Annotated in this window: 20 protein-coding genes; 1 reads left to right on the top strand and 19 read right to left on the bottom strand. The window is 56.1% G+C overall.

The genetic code is table 11. The annotated features are described in order from the left end of the window. Nucleotides 1-76: 76 nt before the first annotated feature. The 18 genes from ACK2JC_RS15495 to ACK2JC_RS15410 form a co-directional block, all read right to left on the bottom strand. A complete protein-coding gene (locus ACK2JC_RS15495; protein ID WP_320937485.1) occupies nt 77-754 on the bottom strand; it encodes a ribulose-phosphate 3-epimerase in 678 nt (225 codons plus the stop codon). Between the two features lie 23 nt (nt 755-777). Next, nucleotides 778-1,524, bottom strand: coding sequence for a 5-deoxy-glucuronate isomerase (locus ACK2JC_RS15490; RefSeq protein WP_276851291.1), 747 nt, complete (start codon nt 1,522-1,524; stop codon nt 778-780). 1 nt (nt 1,525) lies between these two features. Next, nucleotides 1,526-1,993, bottom strand: a complete 468-nt coding sequence (locus tag ACK2JC_RS15485) for an RpiB/LacA/LacB family sugar-phosphate isomerase (RefSeq protein WP_092365884.1) — start codon at nt 1,991-1,993, stop codon at nt 1,526-1,528. A gap of 28 nt (nt 1,994-2,021) precedes the next feature. After that, the gene (locus tag ACK2JC_RS15480) at nt 2,022-2,477 is read right to left on the bottom strand and encodes a MaoC family dehydratase (RefSeq protein ID WP_276851289.1); all 456 of its coding nucleotides are present in this window, start codon (nt 2,475-2,477) and stop codon (nt 2,022-2,024) included. Next, nucleotides 2,474-2,920 carry a MaoC family dehydratase gene (locus ACK2JC_RS15475; RefSeq protein ID WP_320937495.1) on the bottom strand — a complete coding sequence of 149 codons (447 nt, stop codon included), beginning with the start codon at nt 2,918-2,920 and terminating at the stop codon, nt 2,474-2,476. Before ACK2JC_RS15475 ends, ACK2JC_RS15480 begins: the two co-directional genes overlap by 4 nt. A 22-nt stretch (nt 2,921-2,942) precedes the next feature. Beyond that, a complete protein-coding gene (locus tag ACK2JC_RS15470; protein ID WP_092365875.1) occupies nt 2,943-3,380 on the bottom strand; it encodes a MaoC family dehydratase in 438 nt (145 codons plus the stop codon). Between the two features lie 15 nt (nt 3,381-3,395). After that, nucleotides 3,396-4,919, bottom strand: a complete 1,524-nt coding sequence (locus ACK2JC_RS15465; RefSeq protein WP_320937486.1) for an acyl CoA:acetate/3-ketoacid CoA transferase — start codon at nt 4,917-4,919, stop codon at nt 3,396-3,398. A gap of 23 nt (nt 4,920-4,942) precedes the next feature. Continuing rightward, nucleotides 4,943-5,716 carry a 3-ketoacyl-ACP reductase gene (locus ACK2JC_RS15460; protein WP_320937487.1) on the bottom strand — a complete coding sequence of 258 codons (774 nt, stop codon included), beginning with the start codon at nt 5,714-5,716 and terminating at the stop codon, nt 4,943-4,945. Nucleotides 5,717-5,756: 40 nt separating this feature from the next. Next, nucleotides 5,757-7,055, bottom strand: a complete 1,299-nt coding sequence (locus ACK2JC_RS15455; RefSeq protein ID WP_276851284.1) for a TRAP transporter large permease — start codon at nt 7,053-7,055, stop codon at nt 5,757-5,759. Then, nucleotides 7,052-7,588, bottom strand: a complete 537-nt coding sequence (locus ACK2JC_RS15450) for a TRAP transporter small permease (protein ID WP_320937488.1) — start codon at nt 7,586-7,588, stop codon at nt 7,052-7,054. Before ACK2JC_RS15450 ends, ACK2JC_RS15455 begins: the two co-directional genes overlap by 4 nt. A 4-nt stretch (nt 7,589-7,592) precedes the next feature. Further along, entirely contained in the window at nt 7,593-8,465 is an 873-nt protein-coding gene (gene aroE, locus ACK2JC_RS15445; protein WP_368272417.1) for a shikimate dehydrogenase, read from the bottom strand. A gap of 9 nt (nt 8,466-8,474) precedes the next feature. Next, nucleotides 8,475-9,488 carry a LacI family DNA-binding transcriptional regulator gene (locus tag ACK2JC_RS15440; protein ID WP_166434548.1) on the bottom strand — a complete coding sequence of 338 codons (1,014 nt, stop codon included), beginning with the start codon at nt 9,486-9,488 and terminating at the stop codon, nt 8,475-8,477. Then, nucleotides 9,475-11,415 (bottom strand): FAD-binding protein, encoded by a 1,941-nt coding sequence (locus ACK2JC_RS15435; RefSeq protein ID WP_368272139.1) that lies wholly within the window; start codon nt 11,413-11,415, stop codon nt 9,475-9,477. Before ACK2JC_RS15435 ends, ACK2JC_RS15440 begins: the two co-directional genes overlap by 14 nt. 186 nt (nt 11,416-11,601) lie before the next feature. Next, nucleotides 11,602-12,705, bottom strand: a complete 1,104-nt coding sequence (locus ACK2JC_RS15430; protein WP_320937491.1) for a TRAP transporter substrate-binding protein — start codon at nt 12,703-12,705, stop codon at nt 11,602-11,604. Between the two features lie 71 nt (nt 12,706-12,776). Next, a complete protein-coding gene (locus ACK2JC_RS15425) occupies nt 12,777-13,532 on the bottom strand; it encodes an SDR family oxidoreductase (RefSeq protein ID WP_276851275.1) in 756 nt (251 codons plus the stop codon). A gap of 12 nt (nt 13,533-13,544) precedes the next feature. Continuing rightward, a complete protein-coding gene (locus tag ACK2JC_RS15420; protein WP_092365848.1) occupies nt 13,545-14,324 on the bottom strand; it encodes an enoyl-CoA hydratase/isomerase family protein in 780 nt (259 codons plus the stop codon). Between the two features lie 33 nt (nt 14,325-14,357). Then, nucleotides 14,358-15,899, bottom strand: a complete 1,542-nt coding sequence (locus tag ACK2JC_RS15415) for an acyl CoA:acetate/3-ketoacid CoA transferase (protein WP_320937492.1) — start codon at nt 15,897-15,899, stop codon at nt 14,358-14,360. A 31-nt stretch (nt 15,900-15,930) separates the two neighbouring features. Next, the gene (locus ACK2JC_RS15410) at nt 15,931-16,308 is read right to left on the bottom strand and encodes a cupin domain-containing protein (protein WP_092365842.1); all 378 of its coding nucleotides are present in this window, start codon (nt 16,306-16,308) and stop codon (nt 15,931-15,933) included. A 433-nt stretch (nt 16,309-16,741) separates the two neighbouring features. Here ACK2JC_RS15410 and ACK2JC_RS15405 point away from each other — a divergent pair, with 433 nt between their 5' ends. After that, entirely contained in the window at nt 16,742-18,634 is a 1,893-nt protein-coding gene (locus ACK2JC_RS15405) for a DUF885 domain-containing protein (RefSeq protein ID WP_320937493.1), read from the top strand. Here ACK2JC_RS15405 and spoVT read toward each other — a convergent pair. Continuing rightward, the gene (gene spoVT / locus ACK2JC_RS15400) at nt 18,611-19,159 is read right to left on the bottom strand and encodes a stage V sporulation protein T (protein ID WP_007707192.1); all 549 of its coding nucleotides are present in this window, start codon (nt 19,157-19,159) and stop codon (nt 18,611-18,613) included. The two genes, ACK2JC_RS15405 and spoVT, sit on opposite strands and share 24 nt — an antisense overlap. Nucleotides 19,160-19,257 lie beyond the last annotated feature (98 nt).

Genomic DNA, 19,257 nt, shown 5'->3' with positions numbered 1-19,257 from the left:
GCATTCTCTATCATAGCACAAACCCACTTTTCCTACAAGGGAACTTCCGTAAGAGAAACGCAAAAAGGGGCGGGGGTTACTCCCCGCCCGCCATCTTCCCGAACTCTCTCTCAAACCGCATACACGCGCTTTTCAGTCCGTCCGGCTGTTTAAAAATATTGTGCACCGTTCCCACAATCATGTCCACGCCGATCTCTCTGCAGCGGAGACAGCGCTCGTGGTCGATCCCGCCGTCCACGGAGATCAGGAACTTGCAGCCGTACTGCCTGCGCAGGTCGGCTATCTCCTGCAGCCGCTCCATGCTTCCCTCCAGCAAGGGCTGGCCCGCAAAGCCCGGCTCTACCGCCATGAGCATCACCATGTCCACATACTCCGCGTAGGGCGCTATGTGATCGATACGCTGGGAGGGGTTGATCACGATCCCCGCCTTCATACCGACCTTGTGGATCTCATTGATGGTCCTGCGGACAAAATTGGTGCTGTCCGTGTGGAACACCATATAATCCGCCCCGGCCTCCTTCAGCCGTTCAATATAAGCGCAGGGATCCGTGACCATCACATGAACGTCCATCGCCACCTGGGGATAGGCGTCCTTCAGCTCCCGGATCAGTTTGATGGGCATACACAGATTCGGCACATAATGCCCATCCATCAGATCAATGTGGAAATACCGGACGCCGCCGGCTACCATAGCGTCCAAATCCTCCTTCATGCGCAAAAAAGGCACATTAATAATTGATGCAGTATTGATCATCCCATTCTCCTTTATGGCCGTCCCTATTCCAGGCGGTCCCCATAGATTTTCTGAGTGCGCAGGTTCATAAAGTCCCGATCCCCTTCCTTGACGGAGACCATGCAATACACGTATCGGATACCGCCGCAGGGGCAGCCGCAGTTGGGATGATAACCCTCCGGAATAGCGATCAGGTGGCCTTCCCGCACCACATGGGCCTCCGCCTGGTCCAGGTCGTTGTATACACACTGAAGACCGAAGCTCTCACCCATATTAAAATACACGTAAACCTCCTCGCGCTCCGCTCCGTGCTCATGGGGCGGCCATGCGGTCCATCCACCGTCCCGGCCGAAGCAGATACCGGTCAGGAAACGGCCCGAGCCGAATTTCTCGTCGATAAAATTCCAGACATCCCGCAGGGTTCCGTTTTCTGCCTTCCCATATACCTTGTGCCGGCTGTCCCCGTTCACCTCCGAGAAAGAAATGTGTTTAAACTGGTACTGACGGCTGCACGGAGCCCCGAAGCGCATGAACACGGCCCCGTTCCCGGACAAAATGATATCCGATCGGACCGGCACATAGAGCATATCGCAGAGCACCGCCTCCCCGCTCTCGCCTCCACACTGGTAAAATGCCTTCCCCGCGATGCATACCAGGCACAATTCCTCGTCTCCACTCTTAAGCAGCTCCGTCCCGGTGATCTCCACCCGCTCCGCAGAGCAGTACACCAGACCCAGGCTTTCCGGGGAATGGTATCCCCTGGTTTCCTCCGGCTTTAAATGCACGGCCATGTCACATACCCCCTTCGATTTCCTGCAGCACGGCGTAACCCTTCTCATTGTTCAGCCTGCGCTGCTCGGCAAATCCCTCGCACCACTTTCCTGCCAGGAACTTCTCCGCCATCTCGCACCCCATATCCCAGCTGACAACCCGGCCTCCCATGGCCAGTACATTGGCATTGTTGATCAGGGAAATCTTCTCCGCAGTGAATACGCTCTCGCAGGCGACGCAGTACACGCCCCTGAATTTGTTGCAGACCATGCTGATGCCCGCTCCGGTACCGCAGATGGCGATTCCACGCTGGCACTCCCCGCTCTGGATCAGCTTCGCCAGATTCGCAGCCGCCTCAAAATACAGCACGTTGTCCTCTGCCGTCTGCTGTCCCACGTCCACCACCTCGTATCCAAGGCCGGTCAAATGTTTCTTCACCGCTTCCTTCAGCAGAAATGACGATGATTCACATGCAATTCCAACTTTCATGAAAATTCCTTTTCCTTTCCCTCTGAACCTAAACGTCCAGCGATGTTATCTCCAGTTTCTGTACAAAGGCGGCCAGGATCAGCGGCCGGTCCTCCGGGCCGGTGCCCTGCTTGCGGCACACCACATCGATCTTCACCTTGTTTTCCTCAGGAATCAACTCCACAACCTCGCCACGGACCGTCACCGTATCGTTTAACAGCACCGCGGATTTGAACTTGATCTCCTGGGAGTAGGTGACGGAGCCGTCTCCACACAGCCGGTTTAACACCGGACAGATCAGACCCGCGGTCAGCATGCCGTGGGCGATTCTGGATTTGTACATCATGGTCTTACCGAACTCCGCGCTGACGTGCTGAGGGGCGTAGTCGCCGGACAGCTGCGCGAACATCATGATGTCTGCCTCCGTCACCGTCTTGGAAAAGTAGGCCACATCGCCCACCTTGATATCCTCCATCTTCTTTAATACGATTCCTTCCAGACTCATGCCTTCACCTGCTCTCCTTCCACCAAATCAAGGGCCTCCAGGGAACTGCCGCGAAGCACCAGCTCCTCCTTCACGTTATAGCACTCGAACTCCACCACAACCCGGTTGTACTCCCGGTCCAGAGACGCAATCTCCGCCCGGATCGTCACCGTCTCACCCGCAAACACCGGAGCGATCACCTCAAACTCCCGCTTTACGCAAATGGAGCTTGGGGAGAGCAGGCGGTAGATCGCGCCTCCTGCCATAGTGCCCAACAGCATGGGATGGGCGATCCGGCTGCCGAAACGCGTCTGAGCCGCATACTGCTCATTCAGATGGACCGGCGCAAAATCCGCGGAAATCCCCGCGTACAGCACAATGTCCGTCTCGCTGACTGTCTTTGTGAACAGCGAAAAATCTCCAATTTTCAGGGTGTCCACCGTTTTTTGTTCAAACTGCATCATAGCCACTTTTTCGTCCCCCCTCCTAATGCACCCGCATCAATTCCACAACAGAACCATCCATCACCATCTCTCCGTCCTGATTGTAACAGGTGGTACGCACGATCACGATTTTCTTTTCCATTATCTTCTGCGTCACCTCTCCCACCGCCGTAATGGTATCTCCGATTTTCACAGGCTTTAAGAATGTGGACTCCTGTGCGATGGTCACCGCGCCCGGGGAGGCGATCTGAGTGGAAACAGGCCATGTGTAGGTGGCCAACAGCATGGTCTGGACCATGCGGCTTAAATACGGCGTCTTCTCCGCAAATTCCTGGTTCATGCTGAGCGGCTCAAAGGCGCCCGTGATTCCTGCGAACAGGGCCACATCCCCCTCCGTCACCGTTTTTGAAAAATACGCCTTCTGTCCCATGGGAATGGACTCCACCGTTTTTTCCACCTCTTTCAGCTGCAGCTGCTTCATGTTCTACCCTCCTGCTTATGCTTTAAAATATCTTGCCGGCATGATTTTGATCTCCTCGTCCATCACCGGCACAAACTCCATCTGATCCAGTATATCCCGCTTTAAGTCCATACCTGGAGCGATCTCGGTCAATTTCACGCCCTCCGGCGTCAGCTCGAACACCGCCCGCTCCGTCACAAACACCACCTTCTGGCCGTTCTCCCTGGCATAAGCGCCGCTGAAGCTGATCTGTTCCACCTGGCTCACCAGTTTTTTGTTCCTGCCCTCGGTCATAATGCGGATCGTTCCCTCCTCCACCTGGGCGCGAAATCCCCCCGCGGTAAAGGTTCCCACGAATACCACCTTCTTAGCGCCCTGGGAAATGTTGATAAATCCGCCAACTCCATTGATCCGGCCACCGAATTTGCTCACGTTGACGTTTCCGTGGCGGTCAAACTGCGCGAAGGAAAGCACCGTCACATCCAGGCCGCCGCCGTCGTACCAGTCGAACTGGTAGGGCTGATCCAAGATCGCCATTGGATTGCGCACCAGGCCGAAGTTGCTTCCGCCCTGGGGAATCCCCCCGATGATGCCCTGCTCCACAGATAAAACCGGCGGCAAGCCCCGCTCCTCCTTCACCACGGCCGCCACACCGTCCGGCATGCCGAATCCCAGGTTGCAGACGTCGTTCTCCCCAAGCTCCTCGGCCGCGCGCCTGGCGATGACCTTGCGCTCCGTCAAGGGCATCCGACTGTCCTCATCCTCGGTCACCACCCGGTATTCCCCGGACAGGGACGGATCATAGTCTGTAAGAAGGGACTGGCGCTGCTCCGGGTCCACCACCACAGCGTCCACCAGCACCCCAGGTACCTTCACCTGAAGCGGCTTTATGGTCCCCCGGGCCACTACCCGCTTCACCTGGGCGATCACGATTCCACCGGAATTTTTGGCTGCCTGGGCCGCTGACAGGGCTTCCGGCACAATCCCCTCCTGCTCATAGCTGATATTTCCATCCTCGTCGGCGGTGGATCCGCGGATCACCGCCACATCGATGGGAAATGCCTTGTAGAGAAGATATTCCCTCCCCCCGATCTCCAGCACCTGAGCCAGCTGTTCCGTAGAGCGGCGGTTCATACAGCCGCCCTCCACTCTGGGATCCACAAAAGTCCCAAGCCCGATGCGGCTGATCAGCCCAGGCCGTCCCCCCGCGATATCCCGGGTCATCTGGGACATCACGCCCTGGGGCAGCACATATGCCTCGATCTCCTCCTTTGCGGCCAGCTCCTGCATGCGCACCGACCAGGTCCAGTGGCTTCCCACCACCTTTTTCACCATCCCGGCATGGGCAAAATGGTCGGCCCCGCCGCCCTGCTTGTCGCCCATTCCCGCGCTGTGGCATAGAGTCATATTCCTGGGATGGCCTGTTTCCAGAAAACACTGTTCCAGCTCTCCCAGAAAATGGCAGGGATCGTTGATTCCCCCTCCGCCTCCGGCCAGCCAAACGCAGGAACCGTCCCGCACCAGCCCGGCCGCTTCCCGAGCGCTCATTCGTTTTTTCATACCGTTACCTTCGCCTCCGATCATCAGAGCCGGCGGATATGGAATCCCCCGTCCACGTCGATGTAATTGCCCGTGCTGTACAGAAACTTCTCCCCCGCAAACACGGATACCGCGTCCGCCACGTCCTCCGGCCTGCCCCATCTGGCAATGGGAAATACCCCTTCCTCAATCAGATGATTATACTTGTCCTCCACCGTGCTGGTCATATCTGTCGCAATCACACCCGGGCGCACCTCAAACACCAGAATTCCCTCCGGGGCCAGTCTGGCCGCAAACAGCTTTGTCACCATGGAGATTCCCGCCTTGGAAATACAGTATTCCCCACGGTTTAAGGACACCACCTCGCAGGAGCAGGACGACACGTTGACGATTGTCCCACGCTTTGCGCCGGTCTGTTCCTGGGCCATCATCTGCCGGGCCACCGCCTGGGTCATAAACATGGTCCCCTTGGCATTGATCTCCATCACCCGGTCATAGCTCTCCTCGGACATCTCCAGCAGATCCGCCCGCACATTGGGCGCAACCCCTGCATTGTTTACCAGCACGTCGATTCTGCCAAACGCCTCCACCACCTGGGCGACAATGCGTTTCCGGTCCTCCCCGGAGCCGATATTTCCAGCAAACCATCTGTAGTCCACACCGGCCCCTCTCAGCCGTTTTCCGGCCTCCGGGTAATTTTCTTCCTCACGGGTGGCAACCGCCGCGATCCTAAAACCGTCCAGCCCCAGCTGTGTGGCAACCGCCAGCCCGATTCCTCTGCTTGCCCCTGTCACCAGGGCTACTTTTCGTCTCTCCACGTTGATACCTACCTAACTTGTTATTGATAAATCCGGCCGCCTACGGCATCACGATATTCGGAAGCGTCATGGTAATCGCCGGAATAAAGGTAATCAGCAGCAGGGCCACGACCATTACCGCATACATGGGCAGCAACGCCTTTGTGGTTTCCTCGATGCTGATCTTGCCGATGGCGCACCCCGCGAACAGGCAGGAGCCCACAGGCGGCGTGCACAGGCCGATTCCCAGGTTCAGCATCAGCACGATTCCGAACTGGATGGGAGTCATGCCGAACTTCTGCACAACCGGAAGCAAAATAGGGGTCATAATCAATACCAGGGGCGCCATATCCATAATGCAGCCCAAAAACAGCAGGATCAGGTTAATCAGAATCAGAACCACAAACCGGTTGTCGCTGATCCCCAGCAGCAGATCCGTCACTCTGGCCGGAATTCTCAGATACGCCAGAATCCAGCTGAACGCTCCAGCCGCCGCAATCAGGCTGTAAACCATTGCTAACGTTTTCACGGTGTTGGAAAGCACCTTGGGCATATGGCGCATTTTCAACTCTTTGTAAATGAACATGGACACCAGGAAGGAGTAAATGCAGGCGATAGCCGCAGACTCCGTAGCGGTGAACAGGCCGCAGGAGACGCCTCCCACGATGATCACCATGGCAAAAATTGCAAAAAACGCTTCCCTGGTCACCTTGACGGCGTGGCGCAGCGGCACCCGCTCGCCCTTGGGATAATTGCGCTTGATGGACATAAACCAGCAGAGAATCATCAGGCAGACTCCCAGCAATATGCCGGGTGCGTATCCTGCCCAGAACAGCCGTCCCACGGAAATACCGCCGGCCGCCATGGAATACAGCACCATGTTGTGGCTGGGCGGAATGATCAGGCCCTGGCAGGCGCTGGACACGGTGACCGCAGTAGCAAAGGGCCGGTCATAACCCGCTTTCTCCATCATCGGGATTTCCAGCGTACCCAGGGAGGACACGTCGGCCACCGCGGAGCCGGAAATCCCCCCGAAGAACATGGAGGCCAGAATATTCACATGGGCCAGACCGCCCCGCAGGTGGCCCACACAGACGTTGGCAAACTCCAGAAGCCGGGACGATATTCCCCCTGCTCCCATAATCTCACCCATAAGGATGAAAAATGGGATTGCCAGCAGTGAAAACGAGTTCACAGCTTTGGACATCTGCTGCACCATGGTCATCAGCGGAATCTTGCAGTACAGCATGGTCAGGGCCGTGGAAATAATCAGCGCAAAGGTCACCGGAAGCCGGATGATCACCAATACAAAAAACGATATCATCAAAATGGCGATGGCCGCCTCTATATTCACATTCATACGGTTTCCTCCTCCTCTGCCGCCTCGGGTTTCTCATCCAGGTCGGTTTTCTTGTATTTTTTCCAGCCAAAGCAGTCCAGCATCTTGAAGAAAAACATACACCAGCCGCCCACCGGAATCATTAGGTACAGGACGCCCGCCGGCCATTTGGTGGCCGCCAGCGTGGAACTCATGGTGCTTATAACCAGGCGAGTCCCGTATATACCCAGAAATGCCCCTATCATTAACACGATTACATTGTTAATTCCGTCGCAGAGCTTTTGTACCGGCTTGGGAAAAAATGAATAAAACAACTCTACTCCGATGTGCAGGTTCTTTTCCGAGCCGATGGCCATGGACAGAAACGTCATCCATACGATCAGCAGCAGCGATACCTCCTGGGACCACATAATGCTCCCCTTGAACAGATTTCGCGCCACCACCTGGGCGCTTACAATGGCCACAATGGCAATCAGCACATACTTCGAGTATTCGAACAATATCTTAAAAATAATATTAAATAAGCCCACTAAAATATCTCTTAACTTCTTCATCTATTCAACCTCCTTGCTCCATGGCAAGCCATTGGTCCAGCTTCTCCCTCATGGAGCGTTCCGGCGCTTCCTCTCCGGTGAGCAGTCTGTATGCCAGGATTCCCTGGTGAAGCAGCATGCCGTCCCCGGTTACGATCCGGTGTCCCCGCTCCTCAGCCTTTCTGAGAAGCTGTGTCTTTAATGGTTTATGTACGATGTCCGCGAACACGATTTCCCGGTCAAGGTCCTCCCAGGGAACCAGGTCCACATGGGGCGAGGGCCGTTCCCCCATCCCCAGGCAAGTGGTGTTGGCGATCAGGCAAACGTTATCACAGACAGCCCGGACCGCCTCCGGTTTAAAGGGAATGTACTCCGCACAGTCATAACCGCAGCCCTCCAGCATCTCCATAACGCCCCGTGCCTCGTATTCGTACAGATTGCAGATGTAAAGCTTTTTCACACCTGCTTCCAGAAGGGACAGGGCGATTCCCCTGCCCGCTCCTCCGGCGCCGAACAGAAGGACTTCCCCGCCCTCAAGGGAAATCCCACGTGCCCTCAAGTCCTGGACAAAGCCGTCCCCGTCGGTGTTGTAGCCGCAAAAGCGGCCTTCCTCCACCGCCACCACATTCACAGCGTCCAGCGCTTTGGCCTTTGGGGAAATCCGGTCCAGAAGCGGGATGATCTCCCGTTTGAATGGCATCGTTACCGCCAACCCTGAAAAATGAAGGGCTCTAGCCCCCTGCACGGCCTGTTCCAGCTCTCCCGGCTCCACCCGGCAACCCAAAAAGACCGCATCACGTCCCCGGGCCTCAAAGGCCGCGTTCTGAATGATGGGCGACAGCGCCTGCTCGATGGGATTCCCCAAAATTGCATAATATTCTGTCCTTCCGCTGATCATAGCTTCTCCTTATGTAGTCTGACGGACGATCAGTTGGTTCGCGAACCGGATGGTCTGCACCATACCGGAGGTCCTTGGGTCCTCGATTTTCTGAATCAGAAGATCAATGGCCTTCTCCCCCATGTCGTACAGCGGCTGTCCCACGGTGGTGAGCGGCGGCGTGGTCATGCAGCTGATGTCAACGTTATCAAAGCCGATCACGGCGATATCTTCCGGGACCCTAAGTCCCCGCTCTGTGATCGCCCAGATGCACTGCATGGCGGCGACGTCGTTGGCCGCGATGATCGCGTCCGTCTCCACGCCCTGGTCCAGATACTCGCGCAGCTTAAGGCCCGCATTTTCCTTGCTGTCCGTCGGGCTCTGGTAGGGCATGATATCGATCACCCGGCGCTCGTCGTACAGGCCCAGCGCCTCCATCCGCTCACGGTACGCCGTGATGCGCTCATGGTATGCCAGTATGTTGTCCGGCCCTTTGCAGACCGCGATTTTCTTCCGTCCCTGATTGATGAGATAGTCGATTGCCTGCTTCATACCGCCCCTGTGGTCGGAGGCGATCAGATCCATCTGGTCGTTGACCTTACGGATCAGGCTGACAACCGGTACATTCCGGTTAAAAAAACCTTCAATGTTGTTCCATTTGTCACACAGTCCTCCGGTGGCAACCACAATTCCGTCCACCCAGACAGACTGTAGAACCTTCATATATTTTTCTTCCTTGGCCGCGCTCTCATCGGTGTTGCACAGGCAGATCGTGTATCCGGAGGCCTCCGCCTTATCCTCCATGGCCCGGACCAAAACCGGAAAAATGGGGTTGCGGATATCGGGAATCAGCACCCCGATGTTCCTGGTCTGGCGCTTTTTCAAAAAACGCCCCAGGGCGTTGGGGTAATAGTTTAACTCCTCCGCCACTTCCAAAACCCGTGCCTTTGTCCCTTCCTCAACGAATGCGGTGCCGCTGAATACCCTTGACACCGTGCTGACGGATACCCCCGCCCTCTGCGCTACATCTTTAAGAGTTGCCATATGATTCATACTCCTTCCACACATTTTCAAACCATAAATCCCGCGGGGGGATCGGCCTGACCGGACGCCAGCGGACCTGGAACGCTCCGTCTCTCATCCGGAGTTCCTGAACGCTGTCCCCAAAGAGGTCCGGGCCGTCCAGAAAGTTCTCATCCGCCGCGTTTTCTTTTATCAGATAAGAGCCTCTACTCTCCCCTCCCTCCTTTATATAATGATTTATGGCTGCCGTCAATGCTTCGGCGCTGATCAATGTGTCATAAGTTTGAAATGCCTGGGCTAACTCCTGGGGATTTTTTACAAATATCCCTTCCAACAACTCCCGGCGAATCTCCCGCAGAGACTCCGCCGTCTGTAAAATTTGGTCTGCTGCCCGTATGTGGGCCGCTCCAGCGGACATGATACAGCCGATCTTTTCCTTCACCTGAACCGGCGAAAGCCCGTCTTCCTTCGGAGCCCCAAACTGCTCCGCCAGGCGCATCTTTTCTTCCGCCTGCTCCCTCACGGTCTGAAGGAAATCCCGGATTTCCATGGGGCCCTGCCGGTAGACCTTCGCAATGCGGATCGCAGCCCGCAAGGCGCCCACCTGGCCTGCGTTGAGAGCGCTGCCCCCGGGACGGTGAACGCCGTGGGAGCCGTTTACTTCGCCCACCGGGAAGAAATGGGACAGGTTGCTCTCCCACCACATGTCCCCGGCCAGACCGCCGTTGTTGTGCTGGGCGCAGACGCCGATTTCCAGCATCTCCGTCTCCAGATCAATGTTGTGGGACCGGTACAACTCCACTGCCCTTGGATTCATGTGCAGCAGTCTGCCGATGGGGGTGTCCTGGGTCGCTCCCGACTGTGCCAGGTAGGAGGCGGCGGGATCTCCCAGGCGCGTGAGCCAGTCCGTTCCCAGGCGGTTTAAGCTTTCCGGGTTCCTGCGGTAGTCCAGAAACACCCGGCGCTTTTTCTCCACCGTCTCCCGGTACACCAACATATCAATCATGGATGAACCCTGGTTCTTCACCTTGGCCGGATCAAAAGGCCATTGGTAGCCTTTTAAGAAAACCGCCGTCAACAGACTCTTGGGGCTGTCGAACTGCCCCTCCAGAAATTCCCGCTCGTCCTTCCCCTCCGAGTCCGTGGACACGTACCGCGGCAGCACCTGCTGGTACGTGCCCGACAGGTTCCAGCGGAACTTCAGGGACGCGATTCCGTACTGCCATTCCGCCAGGTTTTTGGCGGCGGCTCCCGCCTCCAGAGCAATCCCTGTGGCTCCGCTCTGACTGGAGGGGTAGACGGAATTCTTGTAAACCCCTGCCGGGCCTCCGGAGGCGTAGACTACGTTGGCCGCGTTGACCAGCAGATACTCCCCGCTTTGGCGGTTGAGGGCCATCAGGCCCACGCACTGTGATTCCTTCACCAGAATAGAGATGACCAGCCAGTTGTCATACACCGTGATCCCGTGATCCCTGGCCCGCCGTTCCAGGCACTCCGTCATGTATTTGGAGGTCAGCGGCCCCGCCGAGGTAGCCCGCATGGCCGGATCGTGGTCGGTCTTATATCCGCTGTACTCTCCAAAGGCGTTGTGTGGGAAGGGAACGCCCGCCTCGCACAGGTAGTAGAAGCAGCGGGGGCTGAACGCAGCCTCGCACAAGGCCAGATCCCCGTCCATCCCCCGGCCCGCGAAGTAGGTCCGGGCCATCTCCTCCACCGAGTCAGCCGTGCCGCCGCACAGGCTCAGTTTGTAATAGGTCTGTTTGTCCGATCCCGTGTTTCTGGAGGTTCCCTTGTCCACCCCCTCTGTCAGTATGACAATATCCCGCTGCCCGGCCTCGTACAATCGGTTTGCGGCGGCGTAGCCCGCCGCCCCGCTGCCCACCACGGCGGTGTGACAGGTCAGCAGCCTTGCCTCCCGTCCCCTGACCAGAATGCTCTGGGTTTTCATCAATTCTGCGCCTCCCTCCCCTGATTCTTTCCTTTTAAAAAAGTACAGCCGGATTTCATTACAAGCCGGCCGTACTCTCCGCTACAGACTTATATCGCTTCCGTTTCATTTCACCACCCCCGCGCCGCCCTCAAAAACGGCGCGGGCTCTTTGTAAAATTAGTCTGTTCTATTTTCGTTGACTGTCTTAATCTGCTAATGCCGCGATCTGATCCAGAATCGGCTGGTACTTTCCGCCCTCGTAGCCGCTCACCATGCTCGCGCAGGCATCCACAAACTGCTGGTACTCCTCAGCGGTCAGCTCGGTAACGGTAACGCCGGAATCCTTCAACTGCTCAAGAGCCGCTGTCTCAGCTTCTGCCCACAGCTCTCTCTGGTAATCCCAGGACTCCAGAGCCGCAGCCTCGATGATCTCCATATCCTCTGCGCTTAACATCTGTCTGGTTTTCTCACTCATAATCAGGCAGTCGGCAGCGCGGACGTGGTTATCCAGGGCCAGATAGGGAGCTACTTCATAGTGGGACATTTCCAGATACTGGGCAATCGAGTTCTCCGCACCGTCGATAACGCCGGTCTGTAATCCGGAGTAAACATCACCGAAGGGCATGGGCTGCGGGCTGGCTCCCAGAGCCTCAATCATTCCCATCATCAGGCTGGATTCCTGTACACGGATGGTCAGTCCCTTCATATCAGCCGGAGTGTGAACTTCCTTCTTGGAGTTGTAGAAGCAGCGTGTTCCGCCGTCATAGTAGGTCAGTCCATACATTCCGGCTTTGGTCATATCCTCGCCCTTCAGCATTCCCATACCGATTTCGCCCTCATGAACCTTCCAGAAATGCTCGTTGCTGGTATAGATGTAGGGCATCATCAGCGCGTTGAAGCCGTCCACGAACTCAGCCAGGGGGCTGATATTCACGCGTGCGAACTCCAGGCCGCCGTACTGAACCTGCTCGATGGCGGATTTCTCATCGCCCAGCACCGCGTCATAGTACATTTCGATGTTAATTCTTCCATTGGTTCTCTCTTTCACCAACTCTGCAAATTTAGCCAAACCAACAGAAGTACAGAAGCTCTCTGCGTGGTTGGTGGAGCAGCGGAACGTGTAGCTCTCGCCGGAAGCCGCCGGTTCCTGAGCAGCGGCCGTGGTGGTCTCCTCAGCCTTGGAATCTGCGGGGGCTGCGGTCGTGTCGGCCGGAGCCTGCGTTGTTGCCGGGGTAGAAGATCCGCCTCCGCATGCGCATAACGATAACACACTGGCACCTACTAAGATCATTGAAACTAATTTTTTCATGTACTCCCTCCTGCTTTTTCATATAGTTTTTTGTTTTATTGTAATGAAATAGAAACGAAACGCGTTTTGATCTACCGGGCTGAATAGCCCCCGTCAACGGGCAGCACAATCCCGGAAACGTAATCCGAGGCCTCCGAGGCCAAAAACACCGCCGGTCCGGCGAAATCCTGGGGTTTTCCCCAGCGCCCCATGGGGATGCGCTCATCCATGGGCCTGCTTTTTTCCGGATCGCTCCAGATCGCCTTTGTCAGCTCCGTGGCAATGTATCCCGGCGCGATGGCGTTCACACAGATGCCATCTGCCGCAAACTCATTGGACAGCGCTCTGGTCATGCCCACCACGCCGTGTTTGCTGCAGGTGTAGCCGCTGACGTTCACGCCGCCGAAGGTGGAGAAGAGAGACGCCAGGTTGATGATCTTTCCTCTCTTTTTCTCCGCCCGGTAATGCCCCGCGGCCAGCTGGGCCAACTGGTATCCGGCCCGAAGGTTCACCGCAATCACCTTGTCAAATACATCCAGCGGGTATTCATAGGCGTTCTGCCGGTACTGCATCCCCGCGTTGTTCACCAGAATATCGACGCCCCCGGCTTCCGCCAGAATCTGCGTCCACGCCGCATCCACGGCCTCCCGATCGGATAAGTCCACCCGGAACGCCAGGAAGCGCCTCCCCAAAGTCCTCACCTGCGCGGCAGTTTCCTCCAGATCCTGGAGGTCCACTCCCACAATATCGGCCCCGGCCTCCGCCAGGCCCAGGGCGATCCCTGCCCCGATTCCTCCGGCGCAGCCGGTTACCACAGCAGTTTTATGTTCCAATGGAAATTGCTTCATCCCTGTCCTCCTCTAGCGTCCCTCAAATTTGGCGGGCCGCTTCTCCAGAAAGGCCGAAATCCCTTCCCGGGAATCCAGGGTTGTAAAGCAATAGGACAGGCACAGGGAATCCAACAGATCGTTGTGCGTGAACATGGAACGGTTCACCATCTTTTTGTCCATCTCCATGGTGATGGGCGCCTTGGATGCCAGCTCTGCGGCCAGCGCTTCCGCCCCTGCTCGCAGGGACGCAACGTCCTCGTACACCTCCGTCACCAGCCCGTAATTCAATGCGGTGGCGGAATCGATCTTCTTGCCGCGGTAAATCATATCCTTGGCGCGGCCCTCTCCGATAATTCTCGGCAGGCGGATGGTTCCGCCCCAGCCCGGAATGATTCCCAGGTTGATCTCCGGCAGCGCAAACTTGGCGTTGGCGCTGCAAATCCGGATATCGCAGCACATGGCCAGCTCCAGGCCCCCGCCCAGACAGTAGCCGTTTACCGCTGCGATCACGGGGATGTTCAGGCTTTCCACCCGGTTATAAACCTTGTAACCACAGGTGATCAGATAGTGGGCGTCCGCCGGCGTGTAGCCGTCGCTCCCCATCTGCCCGATGTCCGCACCTGAGATGAAGGACTTTTCCCCCGACCCAGTGATCACCAGGCAGCGGATATCCTTGTTGGCCTCCACCTGATCCAGCAGCCGGTCCATCTCCTCCACAATCCCTGTGTTGAAGGCGTTGAACTGTTTGGGCCGGTCCACCACCAGCAAAGCCCAACCCTCCTTCACTTCAAGTCTTATTTCCTCGCTCATCACTCTTCCTCCTTAGAGTCATTCTGAACCTGTTTATTTGCACTCCATCCGTTCCTCGTAAAACAGTCTGGAATCCATTTCTCTTAAATCCGGCGATACTTCCGGCACAAAATCCATCTGCCCCAGGATATCCCGCTCCAGATCGATTCCCGGAGCAATTTCAGTCAACACCAGCCTGCCGTTCCGGTATTCAAAGACCGCGCGCTCGGTGACGTAGATAACCTTCTGTCCGGCCTCCTCCGCATACTTTGTGCTGTAGGTCAGGTGTTCCACCTCCCGGATGAACTTGCGGTTTCTCCCCTCCTGCAGAATCTTCACCGCTCCGTCCCGGATCTCCACCTTCAGGCCCCCGGCTGTGAAGGTTCCACAGAATACCACCTTACCTGCGCTCTGGGAAATGTCGATAAATCCGCCGCTCCCCGCGATGGTAGTGCCGAACCGGCTCACGTTCACATTGCCATGGGAATCCGCCTGGGCCAGTCCCAGAAACGTCATGTCCAGGCCGTGTCCACTGTAGAAGTCGAACTGAGCGCCCTCGTCGATCACCGCCACCGGATTGCTGGCAACTCCGAAGATCGCTCCCGCCGCGGGAACTCCTCCGTAAATCCCCTGCTCGATGGTCATGGTGATCTTGTCGGAAAAACCCTCCTCCGCCGCCACGCTGGCGACTCCGTCGGGCATCCCAAATCCCAGATTGATCACCGCATTTTCCTTCAGTTCCATGAAGGCCCGCCGGGCTACAATTTTTCTATGGGTCAGAGGCAGGGGCTTTAAGGCATCCACCGGAAGAACGATATCTCCGCTGAAGGAGGGATTATACTCCCCTTCTCCCGTCTGCCACTGGTTCGGGTCCACCACCACTGCATCCACGTAGACGCCGGGGACCTTGATCTTCTTGCTGTTTAAACTGCCCTTTGCGGCCGGATACTTCACCTGGGCGATCACGATGCCGCCGCTGTTGTGGGCCGCCTGGGCCGCCAGCAGCACATCCAGCATAGCCGGTTCCTGTTCCATGCTCACATTTCCGTCCTCATCTGCACAGGTGCCGCGGATAATCGCCACGTTGATGGGAAACGTCTTATAGAACAGATACTCGTCCCCGTCCACCTCCATCAACCGAACCAAGTCTTCCTTCGTGGCGTCGTTTAACTTACCGCCCCCGTTTCTGGGATCCACAAAGGTGTATTTCCCGACCTTGGTCAGAAGACCCGGACGCTGGGCTCCGATCTCGCGGAACAGGTGGCAGATCACTCCCTGGGAGAAATTGTAAGCTTCGATCTCCCCGTTTACGGCCATCTGCTGCATCTCCGGTGACCAGCCCCAATGCCCGCCGATCACGCGCTTTACCATTCCCTTGTGGGCGAATCGCGTGATTCCGGCCTCCTTTTTGTTGCCGATGCCGGAGGCGTGAACCAGGGTGATCCCTCTGGGGCTTCCCGTTTCCAGGAAACGGCGCTCAAGGGCTTCAAAGGTGGCATATGGCTCCATCACCCCGCCGCCGCTGCCGGTCAGCGCCACTGTGTCCCCGTCCTTCACCAGGGCTGCCGCCGCCTCTCTGGTCATAAATTTCGACATGCTTTTTCCTCCTGCTCTGTCCGGCTGCGCCCTACAGCTCGCCCTTTGTTTCCTGATCCCAGTGAGCCGCTACCATCTTGGGCGCATAGACAAACATCATCTTCATCTCTTCGGTTCCGGTGTTTTTCAACCCATGGGTTACAAAGGGCTTCATGTATATGACATCGTTTTCTTTAACGGCCTGAATTTCCCCGTCCACCATCATTTCGCCTGTTCCTGAAAGGATTGTGTATGTTTCTTCCGTCTCGTGATCGTGCTCCGGCACCGCCCCGCCGGGGTGAATCATCACGATCCCCTGGACAAAATGCTGAGCCTGCAGCGGAGAATCCACACCGACGACCACTCTGGTTCTCCGGCCGGCTGGAAATTCTGTGCCTTCAATGTCAATTAAACCATTAATCTTTTCCATTTTCCTCCATTTCCGCCTTTCTCATAACATCGTTTTCATATAAAATTAACACATTTTTAATTATAGCAGAAATTACATTTCTGTCAATATACACCATTGATTTAATAATGTTTTTGTCAATATTATAACAATATTTTAAAATTATTTGTGCACTTTTCCATTATATACAAAAGAGTCTCTGTACAGCCTCACATCTTTTTATTTATTTGTTGCAGATCGCCTCACCATTCTTATTTTCACTATTTTTTGCGTTTTTCACGGTAAATGTCATGATTATTTCCAATTTTTCCAATTCTTTATGCAATCGTTATCTTGCGGATACAATTTTTTATCGCAATGCATCATATAAACGCATCCCGACACATATAGTTATAGAATCTTATAGTTTGTCTTGCACCTGTGACTGCGCAAAAAGGAGGGCTATCCAATTTTTATGAACCATAAATACTCACTGCACCGTTTCCTCTTAATTTCACTACTGCTGGTGTCGCTGTTAGTCACCGGCTGCCCGGCCGCTGGAGGCAGCCCCTCCGGGGATACGGGCGGCAGCGCGGGAGGCGAACCCTTTGAACACTACGACGCCAAAACCCTCACCGCCCAACACGATTTCGACCAGCTAATGCGCCGGCTCTTCTTAGACGAGGTGGACGGCAGTCTGATCTCCCTGCACTACACCCTGGCGGACCCGGCGGCCTACGGTATCACGGATTACCCCAAAACCTTCGGCGGCATCTCCCTGGAACAGAGCCAGGAGGCCATGTCCCAGACCGCCGAGCTTCTGGTAAAGCTGGAGAATCTGGACAGCCGCCTGCTGCGGCAGGATCAGCTTCTGACCTACCGCATTTTAAAGTCCTATTTGACCACCCAGCTCTCGGCCAAGGGCCTGGAGCTCTACGACCAGCCGCTCTCGTCCTCCCTGGGCGTTCAGGCCCAGCTGCCCATTCTGCTGTCTGAGTATGCATTTTACAGCAAACAGGACGTGGAGGACTACCTGGAGCTGCTCTCCACCATCGACTCCTACTACGGCGAGATCGCCGCTTTTGAGCAGCAGAAAACGGAATCGGGGCTGGGGCTGTGCGACGCGGTCATTGACCGGATCCTGGCCTCCTGCGACGCTTACCTGCTGGACGCGGACCACAGCTTTATGGCCGCCACCTTTGCCGAACGGCTGGAAGCGCTGCCAGATCTCACCGACCAGGAGAAACAGGACTATATCTCCCGCAACCACCAGATGATTGACGAGCACTTCGTCCCCGCCTACCAGCTGCTGATCGACAAGCTCACCGCCCTTAAGGGCACGGGCGGAAATGACAAGGGCCTGTGTTATCTGCCGGAGGGGAAGCGTTATTACGAATACATGGTAAATTCCAGCACCGGGACCTCCTATCCCACCATTGAAGAGTTGAAATCCGCCATGGGCGCGCAGATGCTGAAGGATTTGAAGGCCATGAACGCGCTGCTGACCAAGGATCCGTCCCTGGCGGACCAGATGTACTCCTACTCGTTCAAACTGACGGATCCTAACCAAATTCTGGAAGATTTAAAAGAGCAGTGTACCCGGGATTTTCCGCCCATTGACGACTGCTCTTATACCATCAAACAGGTTCCCAAGGCGCTGGAAGGCACCTTAAGCCCTGCGTTCTATTTGACCGTGCCTCTGGACCGGCCGGAGGACAACAGTATTTATATCAACGGCGGAAGCACCAACAGCCAGAAGAATCTCTATTCCACCCTGGCCCACGAGGGTTATCCCGGCCATATGTACCAGACACAGTATTTCAACAAACATAATACCTGCGAGCTGCGAAAGCTTTTGAGCTTTACTAGCTACAGCGAGGGCTGGGCCACCTATGTGGAGTATAACTCCTACAGCCTGGACAACGGGCTCTCACCGGAACTCGGGCAGCTGCTGCAGCACAACAGCGCCTTCACCCTGGCACTGTACGCCATGCTGGATATCAACATCCACTATGAGGGCTGGGATCTCAATAAGGTGCAGGAATACCTGGAACAGTATTTCCAGATTAACGACACATCCATTATCTCCACCATCTACTACGATGTGGCGGAGAACCCGGCCAATTACCTGGAATACTATGTGGGCTATCTGGAAATCGCCAACATGCAGGAAATAGCTAAAAACCAGCTGGGCGCCGGTTACACGGACTTAGGCTTTAACACCTTCCTGCTGGATATGGGGCCTGCGCCCTTCACCGTCATCCGCAACTATTTTGAGGCCTGGCTGGCAGGAGGCGGCCAGGCACCGGCGATTGCCGGCGGCCTGCCCGCCCTGTTCTTCCCGTCAACTCTCCATCTGGCGGCCTAAAAAGCCTGCGGCGGTGGCGGCCAGCTTCATTTCCATGTCGCCGAACTTGGCGCGCGGTTCGCGGCTCAGAATCACCACGGAACCGATTGCGTCCCCCTCGCAGATGATGGGCGCGATCACCTGGGCCGTGATCCCCTCGGGATCCTCGTCCACCAGCGGGATGTACGCCTTGTCCTCCCGGGTGGCGACGCTGGCGGTTCTGCCATTGATCGCCGCCTCCAGCTGCCGGCTGATATTCTTCTGAAGCAGTTCCTTCTTGGCGCCGCCGGATACGGCGATCACCTGGTCCCGGTCTGTGATGCACACCAGCAGGCCGGTGGACTGGGCCATAGCCTCCGCGTACTGGCCGGAAAAAGCGGTCAGCTCCACCATGGGGGAATACTTCTTTAAAATGATCTCTCCCTCGCGGTCTGTAAATATCTCCAGCGGCGTGCCCTCTCTCAGTCTCAGCGTGCGGCGGATCTCCTTGGGTATTACCACCCTCCCCAGATCATCAATTCTTCTGACAATACCTGTAGCTTTCATATTAAAATTCCTCCATTAACTGTACTTACCGATTCTGGGAATAGTATTTGTTAAATGGAGGAATTTATACTTGTAAATTACATTAGCGTAAATATTCG

It is taken from the genome of Enterocloster lavalensis (genome assembly GCF_046603895.1).
Taxonomy (GTDB): Bacteria; Bacillota; Clostridia; order Lachnospirales; family Lachnospiraceae; genus Enterocloster; species Enterocloster lavalensis.
Note: the sequence above shows the minus strand (reverse complement) of the source record. Positions and strands in the feature narration are given on the sequence as shown.